Raw genomic sequence first — 11,496 nt, 5'->3', positions numbered from 1 at the left:
TGACCAGCACGAAAGCCCCGGTGATCCGGGGTCTACTGCCAGGTGCACGCGCGGCCCCACGCCGCGACGACCGCTGTGTGTGCTGGGAGTCAGATGCGGCGGCACAGCGGCAGCGCGGCCGCGGTGAACGCGGCGGCCTGCTGTCCCACGAGCAGCCGGGTCTCGCAGGAGGCTTGGATCGCGGCCTGCTCGATCGCGGCCACTCCCGCCTCCAGTTCCTCGACGGTGGGCGCGGAGACGCTGATGAGGCCGGTGAACCGCAGCACACCGTGGCCCGCAGTCAGGTCGGCCTCCTGCTGGAGTACGTCGTGATACTCGGCGGTCTGGGTGGCGTCTTCGATCTGCCCGATCTTCGCCCGCTGCGCTTGGTCGGAGATGTGTTCGACCTTCTTCTTGCGGATGTCGCGGGCGGCCTGATCGGAGCGCATCGGGGTGCACAGCAGCGAGAACGAGCGTTGGATGCCGGTGGACAGCAGCACCGGTGACAGGAAGCCGGGGTAGACCATCGAGCGCGGCCACTCGCTGATCCACAGCACCGCGTGGTGGGCGGAGTCGGTGCGCAACCGGGCCCAGGACTCGTTGACGGCCACGGGCCCGGCGGTAGCGAGGTGCTGGCCGAGTTCGCCGTGCCTTTCCAGGGTGGCGGCGATCGCGGGGTCGTACGCGCTGCGCAGGATTACCGCGATCTGTCCCGGGGTCAGCCAGCCGGAGGGCTTCAGGTCGGCGGAGCGCAGCGCCGCGACCAGGGTGGACATCTCCTGGCGCAGGACGGCGGCGGCTCCGCGGATGCCGCCACCGGCGGTCCTGATCTGGCGGGCGGCGGTCTTCATATCCAGCGACAGGGACAGGGTGGTGGCGTGCCGTTCCCCGGCCGGTCCGGCCCGATCGATCAGTTCAGCGTAGGTGGTCGCGGCCCAGGTGTCGTCGGCGGTGCCGTGGGAGGCCCACCATTCGGCCAGGCCGGTGCCGGAGTCCGGCAGCGTCCGTTCGAGGACCTGGAGGGTGGCGATCCGTCCGGAGCGGCACACCGTGGCCAGCACGCGGCCCCAGGAGGTGACGCGGCGTTCCTGCTCGCCCGGGTCCAGCAGGACGAACGCGGGATGGGTCACTTCGCAGACCACGGTGAGGGTCGCGGCGTGGGGGTCGTGGATCATCCCGGCGCCGGTGTCGGGGTCGGTGTACTCGCGCAGCCGGGCCATGTCCCCGGGTAGCGCGAGCGTCCCGACCGGCCGGGGTGCCACGATGCGGCGACGGTAGAGGAGTTGGCCGGCGGTGGTGCGCCAGGCCCACCAGCACGCCACCGGTAACCATTCCACGGCCGGACGCCCGGCGACGGGTATCCACGTCAGGGCGGCGGCGAGGACCCAGACGGGGGCGGTGTAGGCCAGCAGGATGCCACCGCCGGCATACAGGGCGCCGACGACCGCAAGGACGCCGGTGGCGAGGGTGATGAGCTGGGCCAGGGACAGGCCGAGGAGGATGCCGCGGCGGGTGAGGCGGGAGAACTTCACCGGCACCAGCTCCGTGGAGGACTCCTTCTGCTTTGAGGTCATGACGGGGTCACTCCTTTCCGGTCGGTTTCGGTGCCGGCGGCCCGGTTGGCTTCGGCGCCGGCGGTGGGGCTGACCTCGGTGGTGTCGGTTGCGAGTGACCCGCCGACGGTGTCTTCGGCTCGGCCGGAGGTGGAGCCTTGGTGGTCGGTGCGGACGACGTCGGGGACGACGCATGAGGCGGTGTCGTACCGGCCTGCCCGGCGTTGTCGGCGGTGGTCTCGGCCTGGTTGCCGAGCGCCGTGCCGGCCTTCGGCCCGGCGGTTGCCGCGTCCTTGGCGACTTTCGCCGCGACCGCCGCTGCCGCGGCCGGACCGGCCGCCGCCGCACCCGCGCCTGCCCCAGCACCCGCTCCGGCACCGCCGCTGGCGCCGGCGCCGGCGGACCCACCCGCGGTACTGGCGCCTCCCGCGGCACCCGCCCCGCTCCCGGACGTCTGAGGGGCGGAGGTCTTCGGTTGGGGCGGGGTCTTCCCACCGCCGCCAGCGTTCCCACTACTGCCGCCGCCTCCCTCATTGCCACCGCTGCTGTTCCCGCCGTCGAGGACCTTCCTCGGGCCGTCGCCGGCCGGTTTCGTCGGGGTGGGGACGGGCCGGTTGAGTGCTTGTTTGGCGTCCTGTTCGGAGCCGATGGCGTGGTACATGTCGAAGCCGATGAAGCTGATGAACTTGTAGGTCAGGTAGGGAGCAAACGCGGCCATCGCCATCAGCACGATCCCCGCCAACGGGTCGCTGATCGAGGACAGGTCCGCATCTATCGGTGCCGACACCTGGGTGATGGCGACCAGGAACATCACCACCAGGACGAGCTTGGAGCAGATCAACGCGATGACGAACATCGCCCACTTGCCGATCCACCCCCGCGACGCGTCCCACGATGCCCCGGAGAACGCCAGGGGCGCGAACACGATCGCCACCAGCAGCAGTGCCTTGCGCACGAGCAGCGACAGCCACACGATCGCCGCCGCAGCGATGGCCAGGCCAGCGAGGAAGATCGTGATGATCGCCCCCACCCCGGGCGCGGCGATGTTGATCCCGACCAGGCCCGCGGCCAGCAGGGTGATCTTGTCGCCCATGGACTCGGTGGTCTCTCCGGCGGCCTGGATGATCCCGACACAGAGCTGGTCGACGATCTCCAGCAGCAACGCCGTCAGCGTGATCACCACGAACGAGCCGAGCACGGACTTCGCCAACCCCAGGGCGGCTCGGGACAGGGCGGTGGGGTCCCGGCGAATGAGCCCGGTGATGAGCTGGAGGCAGAAGAAGATCAGCATCACGAACACGGCGATTCCGAACAGCAGGTTGTAGACAGCCACGTACTCGGGCCGGGTGACATCGACGAGGGTGGTGGTGTCGAACACGGACCACACGGCCTCGAACAGCCAGCCGGCGGCGGCACCCATGGCTTGGGCGAGCCAGTCGAACGGTGCGGCGACCAAGCTCGCGGCGGCTTCGCCGGCGGTGTCGCACACGGTTGAGATGACGGGGATATCGCACACACTCACCGCGATCACTCCTTCAGGGGGTCGAGACGGTGGGTGGGGTCAGACCTGCTGGCCGACGTCCCAGAAGAAGTTGATCAACGTCACCGAGGCGCCGCAGATCACCGCGGCCCCGCAGCTCACGAGGACGCCGACCTTGCCGCGGCCGGCCAGGTGGGGGTTGGAGGAGTTGGCGCCGAAGCCCCACACGATGGCGGAGATGATCAGCGCGAGGACGGACAGGATCAGGCCGATGGTCATGACCGCGCCGACGATGGTGCGCAGTTGGGCGATGCCGGGCAGGCCGTCATCGTTGGGGGTGATGTCGACATCCATCGGCAGCAGGGCCGGCAGAGCGGTGATGAGATCGAACACGGTGAGTCTCCTGACGAGCGAGCCCGCCCTTTTGGGGCGGGGAACACGGATGGGTTTGTAGATCAGGTGCGCCACAATCCCCAGTGCCGTCCGAGGCTGCGGTTTCGACCGTCGGGAGGGGTCAGAGCTGTTGGCCGAGGTCGATGAGCCAGTTCATCCACGCCACTCCGGCACCGGCGAGGATCGCGGTGCCGAGGGCGACGAGGACGCCGGTGCGTCCCTTCCCGGCTGCGCTGTAGTTGCCGTTCGCGGCGGCGACGGCCCAGATGATCGCGGAGACGATCAGCATCAGGATGCTGGTGATGAGCACGAAGGTCAGCAGCGCGCCGATGACCGCGCGCAGGTCGCCGATGCCGCCGATTCCGTCGAAGTCGGGGAAGACGTCCATGCCGTTCAGCTCCCGGCCCGGACGGTGATGTGGAGGTGGTCGTAGTGGCCGCCGGTGACGTCGTCGGGGTCGTGCATGCCGCCGCCGTTGTAGTCGCGCCACCCCTCGGCGTCGCGGGCGGCGGACCAGATGCGGCCTTGCCAAATCAGGTATTCCACGCCGAGGGCCTCGGCGTGGTCTTTCATCCAGTTCGTCACGGCCCAGCCGGCTTTGAGCTGGGCGGGGGTGGGGTGCTGGCCGATGGCGTTGCCGAACGTGAGGTCACACGCCCGGCCGAGGGGGTGCTCGGAGCGGGTGCCCGGCCGGGGTGAGTAGCACGCCCAGGACGTGTCGGGAAACGCCGCGATGCCCTGGGTGTAGACGTGCAGCATCCGGGCGGTGACCTGCCCATCGGAGGTGGGGTCGTCCACCAGCGCGTCCGGGTCGCCGTCGACCGGGGCCGGGTCACCGCCGGGCGGCGCGGTGTCGGGGTCGCAGCCGGCGGGGGCGCCGGTGGCGGGTTCGGGCAGGTCGCCGGCGTTGTGGCTGTTGAGCCAGGCGGCGGGGTCGGTGTGCGCACCGTTGGTGCCGCCGGTGCGGACCTCGAAGTGCAGGTGCGGGCCGGTGCTGTTGCCGGAGGAGCCGATGTCGCCGATGTGCTGACCGGCGGTGACCTGGTCGCCGGCGGTGACGTGGATGCCGTGCTCCCACATGTGCCCGTACGCGGTCGCCACCGTCTGCCCGTCGATCTGGTGCTCGATGACGATGAGGCCGCCGTAGCCGCCGGAGAATTCCGCGACGGTGACGGTGCCGTCCGCGGCGGCGAGGATCGGGGTGCCGTCGGGGGCGGCGAAGTCGGTGCCGGTATGGAACGAGTTCTCCCCGGAGATCGGATGGACCCTGGGGCCGTATTCGCTGGTGAGCACCCAGGTGCCCTCGGGCACCGGGAACACCACCCGGGAGGACTCCGCCGCGACTGTCTGCACTGCTGGCACCGTGGCGGCGCCAGTTGCCGCAGCCGTGTTGGAAGCGGCGCTGGTGGTGGTGAGGGCGGTGAGGATGGTGTCGGCGACGGGCTCGTAGTTGCGGTAGCGGTCGGGGTAGGCGGAGACTTCGACGGCTTGGGCGGCCTCGCCCTTGTCCAGCTGTTCCCAGCCTGGGATGTCCAGCAGGCCGCGCGGTGAGGGGTGGTTCGGCCCTTCGGGTCCGCCAAAGAACGCCCGCGCCTGATAGGCGGGGTCCATGAGGTCGGCGACGGTGCCCCACCCCGATTGCGGGCGCATCTGGAACAGCCCGAGCGAGTCGTGATCGGACCCGTTCCCGTCGTTGGGATAGTTCGCCGACTCCGGATACGCGGAGGTGTTGGACAGCATCCGCAGGGTCGACTCGGTGAGCGCGGCCATCAGCGCGATCACCAGCCCGTCCCGGGTCACCCCGTCGATGCCGGACCCGGTCTCGATGATCGTTGCGGCATGCGTCAGCTGCGTGCTGTTCAGCGTGAAGGTCTCCCCGTTGGCGGTGGTCACGGTCAACGAGTCGGGGACGTCCCCGACTCTGACGTTCGTGCCGGTCACGGTGCAGGTGGCCGACGCGGCCGGGTTCATCACCAGCCCGACACCGATCAGCCCGAGCGAGGGGCCGAGCAGCACCAGAGCTAGGGCGGCGATACCGAGCTTCTTCAACACGACAGCGCCCCCGTTCAGTGCAGGGGGTTGTCGAGCTGGGACAGCCGCAGCAGATGGCAAGTGTCGTAGGTCGGGCCGCAGACCAGGAACACGGTGAACGCCACCGGATGCTCGGAGGTGACACTCTCGTCATTCCAGACCCCTTCGCGGTGGCGGGTACCCTCGATCGTGTACGCGATCGAGCCCTCGGCAAGCTGCCCCGGCTGCGCCTGCGCCACCGCGTCATCCCAGGCGTCGGGGACGTAGACGTTGTCGATGGTCAGGTGCTGGGTGGTGGCGTACTGACGCAGCTCGACCCACGCCTCACGAGAAGGCAGGTAGGTAGCGATGTCGGCGGCGAGCCCCGCCTGCTCCGCACCCGAGGGATCACCCACGGCCAGGACCACGGAGGTGTAGTCCAGGGGCATGAACTCGCTGGCGGTATCCCAGCTGAACAGCGCCGTGGCGACATTGCCGGCGAACGTCTCAGGGTCCGCTGCGGGCCGCACCACAGGCAGGCGGGGGGTCGTGGCGGGCACCGGCTCGCTCGGCACGGTGACAACGGGCCCCGTGCCGCTGCTGTCATCGCTGCCGGGCTCGGTGCTGGTGGGTGGTCCGGTGATCAGGCCGTAGACGCCGATCCCGGCGAGCACGAGGACCGCCACGAGGGCGGCGCTCACCGCGATCATGCGGCGGCGGGAGCGAGCATCGGACAGGTCGGGAGTCTTCATGTCCCGTAGGTGCACGAACACGCCCCGCCAGCGGGGTTGGTTATAAGGCGCGCAGGTGGCCGCGGCCCGGTGCCGGGGGATCGCCGCGCAGCCGGTCGCGCGCGGCACGCAGTTGCTCGCCGAATCGGCTGGTGCCCTCGGCGGTGGCGAGGAAGGCGTCGATCTGCTCGTCGGTCAGCTCGGCGGCGAGCTGGTCGAGGTCGTAGTGGGTCCACCAGTCGGCCAGCTCGCTCCAGATGAGCACGAACGCCCGCACCGGATACCGCACCGGCCCAACCTCACCCTGGCCCGCTGCTGGGGTGGGTCGTGGGGTGCGCTTGTTCGTCTTGGCGTTCTTGACGCGTGTGAGCGCGTCGGCGGCGAGCTGGTGCAGGTCCGCGTCGCGGTCACCACGGGCGGTATCGGCCAGTTCCCGGACCTGTCGGTAGAGCGGGTCGACCGGGTTGCCTGCGTCAATGCGTTCCAGCGCGACCGTCGCCTGCTGGCGCAGTTCGTCCGGTTGGGCGGGGTCTTCGGCGATGTGCTGGAGGTAGCTGATCTTGTCTAGGGTCTTGTAGGACGCGCTGCCGGGGATCATCCGGGCTGCCTGCTCGCTGGCGCGACCCTGTTCGGACGGTGTGGGAAATTTTCCCGCACCGTCGTCTCCGGGCTGCTGCTGCGCGCTGAACTGGGTCGCGGCCTGCCGGCGGGCGGCATCCTCGGCCATCACCTGCTTCAGCTCCCGGTACAGGGCGGCGGCTTCGAGCTGGGTGAGGGGCTTGTGCAGGACGTTGTCGTCCTGCTCAGCCAGGAGGTGGCCGAGGCGGTCGGAGATGCCCGAGCGGACCCAGACGTTGACGGTCTTCCAGCCGAGCTGCGTGATCGCGGCCAACCGTCGGGCACCGCACACGAGGACGCCGTCGGGGGTGATGGTGATGGGTTGGAGCAGGCCGTCGCGGTCGATGGAGGCGGCGAGGGCGTCGAGGTCGCCCAGGTCGGTGCGGTGCCGGCGCCCGACCTGGATCGAGGCGACCGTGCACTCCAGCTCGATGAACCCCGCCGGCGCGCTCATCGCGGCTCATCCCCGCGGGGCCCGTCGGCATCGTCGTGGTTCTGACGGCGGCGTGGGGCGGCGAGGGAGACCGAGAGCACGAGGTCGTCGTCGCGCAACAGCACCGGCAGGGTCTCGCCCACCAGCAGGCGCAGCAGCACCCCGCGGCCGAGGCCGGTAGCGGTGTAGGCCGGATGGGGGTGGCCCAGCAGGGCCTTCAACAGCGCCGTCCAGGAGTAGCCGGGGATGTCGAGCAGGGCGCGGGCATGCTTGTCGCGCCGCAGCGCCTCGTAGGCGGCTTGCCGGGTGCCGGCCCGGGTGAGCGCTCCGCACACGTGCTCGACCGCAGCCCGGGCCGTGTCGGCAGGCCAGTCCAGGAGCGTGAACAGCGCGATCGCATCTTCGACGGCCGAGTCCGCTGAGGTGCTGGCCCGCTCCGATGCCGGTGTCTCGTCGGTGGCGTCCGCTGCGTTGATGGCGTCGGCGGCGGCGGGGATGTGGAAGGCGGGGTGGTAGTCGGTCAGCGGCGTCTCCCGGTCGGAGAACCGCTCCGGGTCATGGAACGCAGAGATATGCGGGCGGCGGGCTTGGTGGACCGAGCACAGCAGTCCCTGGGCGCGTTCTTCGAAGACGCAGGTGATGCGCACCGCGTGCGTGATGACCGCCCACGGATCGTGCGCCTCGCGGGCTGCCCGGGTGCGCATCACGTCGAATGCCGCCGAGGCGGCCTCCCACGGGTCCAGCCCATGCTTGCGCGCCAGCGGCGCGTACTTCTGCGCGGTGAAGGCCATCAGCTCCGCCGCTTGCGCGTCGTGCTGCCAGGTGCGCGGTCCGCCGTGGTGGAGCCGGTGCAGCAGGGCGCGCAGGCCCTCACCGGTGGTGAAGTCCGCGCGGTCAGCAGCTGCCGCTGGGGCGGTGGTGGGGTAGGCGTTGTCGGTCATGGTCAGGGCACCTCCTGACAAGCAGGTGCACACGCCGTCCCAGCGCCCCGTTTCTGCTGGTTTCCGCATCGCTTGTCACCGCCCCCGTCAACTCATCCCGACACCGGGCCGGGACGGAGCGACCTGCCCCGTGCTGCCGCGGCCGAATGCCGCCAGTGGTGGCAGCCGGCGTGCCCGCTCACCCAGCTGCCGGGCACCGGTGGTGATCGGAGTGCGGGTGCGGCGGGCCAGCTCGACCTCGAAATCGATACCCCGGCCAGCGAGGGCCGCCCCGTGGCGGACGATGAGGTCCGTGGGGCGCACCCACTCCACACCCCGCGCGCGCCTGGCCTCCGCCGCTGGTGTCTGCCATTCGGTTCCGCGGCGGTGGGAGGCCCGTGCTGCCCGGACCGCGTCCGGTGCCTCGGTCTTTTCGACAGCCTCCGGCGCCGTGCGCGCGCCTTCCGGCTCGGGTACTGGTTCGTCGGCGTCGGGCCGTCGCGGATCGTGGTCGTGTTCGGAACTCAGGGGGTCGCCTCCTCGACTTCGGTGCTGTCGGGAAGGTGCGCCGCGGCAAACCAGCGGCCCACGGTGGAGGGATGCACGCCCAGTTCCCGGGCGATCTTCTTGTTCGACCAGCCCTGCCCGCGCAGCTCCGCCGCGCGACCGCGCCGATCGGTGAAAGTCGCATTGGTGCCGACCGTCGGTTCAGCGCCCTCCTCTTCCGATGCCATGCCAGATGTCAACGCCGGTTCGATCTCTTCCGGCGTCGGCACCGGTAACGCGACGACCGCCTGGGTCTCCGCTGATCGCCCCGCTCTCGACTCCGGCGCCGGCATCCCGCTCAAGCTGGATTCCTCGACGGACATCTCACTGGACACGGATGCATCGGTGATCCGTTGCGGTCGGGTGAGGATGACGGTCAGATGGGTGATCGCCAGCAGCACCACCGGGGGCACCGCGGCAACGGCCGCGGCCAGCACCCCGGGGACATCGGCATCCGCGGCCACGACGGCGTGGAGGGCGTTGGCGGTCACCGACACGGCAGCCCCGCCGATCAGCAGCGCCCACGGGTACCACGCCGATCGTTGTCCGGCCAGGGCGACGACGGCGACGGTGGCTACAACGATGATGCCGTCGACGATCAGCGGCCACGCCCACGCCTGCGAGCCGCCGACCCCGGACCGAGCAGCGAGATCGGCCAGCGCGGTGAACGACAGCCAGAACGCGCCGGCGGCGATGAAGACGGTCCCGGCCACCGCGGTAACCACCGCCCAGCGCCGACTCCTCGGCCCGGTGCCGCCATCGATGGTCATGACAGCCCCCGCACCGCAGGCGACGGCCGTGCGGTCGTGTCCCGACTGAACCACCCGTCCATTGCCGGCGACGAACCGTCCTCTACCCGCGACGCCGTCTGGGGTCGGGGTTGAACGGTGCGGTAGGCCGAGCGGACGGTCGCGGTAATCTCCCGCTCACGCAGACCTGCCTCCGAGGCCGCGGCCGCGAGCACCTCCAGCGCCTCCGGCGCCGGAATGCTGTTCTCTGCGAGGCGGCAGGCGGCCCAGAACAGGCCTCGGTTCCGTTCCCCTTCACTGCGGGCGGCGACCCACGCCGTCAGTCGCGAGACATCCGCTGACCGTTCCACCTCCCGACCCGACTTTTGCGAAGGGATGGGGCGGGGATCGAGGAACTCTCGTAGTCGCTCGGAGTCGAGCACCGACGACGCCCCGGGGTTCATCCGACGCACCCGGTATCCACCGGAGCCGCCGCTCGTGGGCACCGTCGAAGGCGGGACGACGATGTACCCGCCGTCACCACGGAAGTCGATCCCGGCACGCGCGGCCTGCCACGACCGCTGCTCCTTGCCCGCAGTCGCTGGGTAGTAAGCGTGCACCCCGCCCGAGGGCGTCGTCACGAGCAGCTGCCACCCCGGCACCAGCCCGGCACGGTGGGCGCGCTCGAACGCCCGGTAGCCGTCGACGGGACCGTGAACGTCGACATCGACCACCACCACTCCGGACGCCGCGCCCGTGGGCACGGCGAGGTTCGCCTCCGGATGGTTGTGCCACCACACTGCGATCCGTTCGAGGTCGGTGGTGGCGTCGTGGAAGCCATGCGTAGTCAGGGGACGCTTGCCACCCGAGACGCACGGGAACACCGGCACCCCTGTGGCGGCCAGCTCCCGAGCCACCGCCAAGACCTGCTGCGGGCTGGAGGCCCGTGTCAGCACGCTGGTCACAGCGTCCACCCCGGCCATCACAATGCCCTCGCCAATGTCGCCGCCGACGCGGTGACCGTTCGAGTCTCGGGCTCAGGCAGCGGCGTGACCCGACGCGACGCAGGACCGTCGTGGGTCGGCTGCTTGCGGGAAGGCTCATCGCGCTGCGGTGAGTCGCGATCCAGCCCGGGAGGAACACCGTCAGTCACCTGTGCGGTATCGAGCCGATCCAGGATCGACAGTGCCGCCTTGCGGACGCGCTCCCCGGTGGCCTTGACGATCTCGCCGGGCTCTTTGCCGTCCACCCGCGCGGCCCACGTGGAGACGTAGGGGATCGTGTAGCCGGAAGTGTCCATGCCATGGGCGGCGCCGATCATCAGCGCGACCGATTCCGCCTCGACCTCTCCGATGCCGCGATGCTGACGCGCCTCGTCGTTGTCGGGGCCGTGGAGCAGGACGTGACCGAGTTCGTGGGCGAGCGTCTTCACCTGCGCGGCAGGGTCCATGTTCTCCCGGACCGCCACCGTCTTCGCGGTGTAATCGGTGACGCCGTTGGCCCCGTGGATCATGCCCTCGTGCGGCACCCGCAGCACCGCAAACCCCTGCGCGCGCACGTGGTCGGCCAGCCCGTCCCACAAGCCGGCGGGGGCTTCGCCTTCCAGGAGGGACGGCGCTGGCGGCTCCGGGATCGGCTCCCCGGAGGTCTGGGAGGCGTCCCACACGTAGGCAGGCTTGACGGTGATCATCCTCGACCGGACCACTTCGCCTGGCCGGGGCTTCTCACCCTTGCCGAGGCGCCGCCACGACTCCGCATCTGCTGGATTTGAGGAGGCGAACCGGCCGGTGACCGGGGCGAGAATCTGGTATCCAGCTTGTCCCTTCTCGACCTGCCGGCCCAGGGTCTGCCACTGCCGGTACCCGGCCACATATGACGGCATCGGCTCCGGCACCCGGCCTGCTTCATAGGCCGCTTCGTGCTGGACCCAGATCAGCAGCGTGTTCGAGAACGATCTGGCCCTGAACCGTGCCGCGAACGCGAGCGCCCGCGCCCAGTCCTCCCCGGAGACAAGCTGCTCGACCGCGCCGGTCAGCCGCTCATGCAGCTCGTCGAGCTTCGCCTCCCGCGCCGCCTGAGAGTTCTCTCGTGTCGTGGCCATCGTC

11 protein-coding genes are annotated in these 11,496 nt (G+C 70.5%); all 11 read right to left on the bottom strand.

Annotated features, from left to right (window positions below):
- Window positions 1-89 precede the first annotated feature (89 nt).
- The 11 genes from AC0QR5_RS11145 to AC0QR5_RS11095 all read right to left on the bottom strand — a co-directional run bounded on the left by AC0QR5_RS11145 (window position 90) and on the right by AC0QR5_RS11095 (window position 11,492).
- Complete coding sequence (locus AC0QR5_RS11145) at window positions 90-1,553, bottom strand: SCO6880 family protein (protein ID WP_329861049.1); 1,464 nt, start codon at window positions 1,551-1,553, stop codon at window positions 90-92.
- 7 nt (window positions 1,554-1,560) lie between these two features.
- Complete coding sequence (locus tag AC0QR5_RS11140; RefSeq protein WP_329861048.1) at window positions 1,561-3,054, bottom strand: conjugal transfer protein TrbL; 1,494 nt, start codon at window positions 3,052-3,054, stop codon at window positions 1,561-1,563.
- Between the two features lie 39 nt (window positions 3,055-3,093).
- The gene (locus AC0QR5_RS11135) at window positions 3,094-3,405 is read right to left on the bottom strand and encodes a DUF6112 family protein (protein WP_019158359.1); all 312 of its coding nucleotides are present in this window, start codon (window positions 3,403-3,405) and stop codon (window positions 3,094-3,096) included.
- A 121-nt stretch (window positions 3,406-3,526) separates the two neighbouring features.
- Window positions 3,527-3,793, bottom strand: a complete 267-nt coding sequence (locus tag AC0QR5_RS11130; RefSeq protein ID WP_329861047.1) for a DUF6112 family protein — start codon at window positions 3,791-3,793, stop codon at window positions 3,527-3,529.
- Between the two features lie 5 nt (window positions 3,794-3,798).
- Complete coding sequence (locus tag AC0QR5_RS11125) at window positions 3,799-5,457, bottom strand: M23 family metallopeptidase (RefSeq protein WP_329861045.1); 1,659 nt, start codon at window positions 5,455-5,457, stop codon at window positions 3,799-3,801.
- A gap of 14 nt (window positions 5,458-5,471) precedes the next feature.
- Entirely contained in the window at window positions 5,472-6,167 is a 696-nt protein-coding gene (locus AC0QR5_RS11120; RefSeq protein WP_329861044.1) for a hypothetical protein, read from the bottom strand.
- 40 nt (window positions 6,168-6,207) lie between these two features.
- Entirely contained in the window at window positions 6,208-7,218 is a 1,011-nt protein-coding gene (locus AC0QR5_RS11115) for a ParB N-terminal domain-containing protein (protein ID WP_329861043.1), read from the bottom strand.
- Entirely contained in the window at window positions 7,215-8,138 is a 924-nt protein-coding gene (locus AC0QR5_RS11110; RefSeq protein WP_329861041.1) for a hypothetical protein, read from the bottom strand. The genes AC0QR5_RS11115 and AC0QR5_RS11110 overlap by 4 nt, the downstream gene beginning before the upstream one ends.
- Before the next feature lie 503 nt (window positions 8,139-8,641).
- A complete protein-coding gene (locus tag AC0QR5_RS11105; protein WP_329861040.1) occupies window positions 8,642-9,433 on the bottom strand; it encodes a DUF2637 domain-containing protein in 792 nt (263 codons plus the stop codon).
- Window positions 9,430-10,377 carry a bifunctional DNA primase/polymerase gene (locus AC0QR5_RS11100; RefSeq protein WP_329861038.1) on the bottom strand — a complete coding sequence of 316 codons (948 nt, stop codon included), beginning with the start codon at window positions 10,375-10,377 and terminating at the stop codon, window positions 9,430-9,432. The genes AC0QR5_RS11105 and AC0QR5_RS11100 overlap by 4 nt, the downstream gene beginning before the upstream one ends.
- A complete protein-coding gene (locus AC0QR5_RS11095; protein WP_329861036.1) occupies window positions 10,374-11,492 on the bottom strand; it encodes an ArdC-like ssDNA-binding domain-containing protein in 1,119 nt (372 codons plus the stop codon). The genes AC0QR5_RS11100 and AC0QR5_RS11095 overlap by 4 nt, the downstream gene beginning before the upstream one ends.
- Window positions 11,493-11,496: the final 4 nt, after the last annotated feature.

The organism is Arthrobacter sp. J156 (genome assembly GCF_056172865.1).
The sequence above is the reverse complement of the archived record's forward strand: the minus strand, read 5'-3'. Positions and strand labels throughout refer to the sequence as shown.

Bases quoted from the DNA above. Each gene is read 5' to 3' on its own strand.
- AC0QR5_RS11110 (WP_329861041.1), bottom strand. From the start codon at position 8,138: ATGACCGACAACGCCTACCCCACCACCGCCCCAGCGGCAGCTGCTGAC.
- AC0QR5_RS11095 (WP_329861036.1), bottom strand. From the start codon at position 11,492: ATGGCCACGACACGAGAGAACTCTCAGGCGGCGCGGGAGGCGAAGCTC.
- AC0QR5_RS11105 (WP_329861040.1), bottom strand. From the start codon at position 9,433: ATGACCATCGATGGCGGCACCGGGCCGAGGAGTCGGCGCTGGGCGGTG.
- AC0QR5_RS11120 (WP_329861044.1), bottom strand. From the start codon at position 6,167: ATGAAGACTCCCGACCTGTCCGATGCTCGCTCCCGCCGCCGCATGATC.
- AC0QR5_RS11115 (WP_329861043.1), bottom strand. From the start codon at position 7,218: ATGAGCGCGCCGGCGGGGTTCATCGAGCTGGAGTGCACGGTCGCCTCG.
- AC0QR5_RS11145 (WP_329861049.1), bottom strand. From the start codon at position 1,553: ATGACCTCAAAGCAGAAGGAGTCCTCCACGGAGCTGGTGCCGGTGAAG.
- AC0QR5_RS11130 (WP_329861047.1), bottom strand. From the start codon at position 3,793: ATGGACGTCTTCCCCGACTTCGACGGAATCGGCGGCATCGGCGACCTG.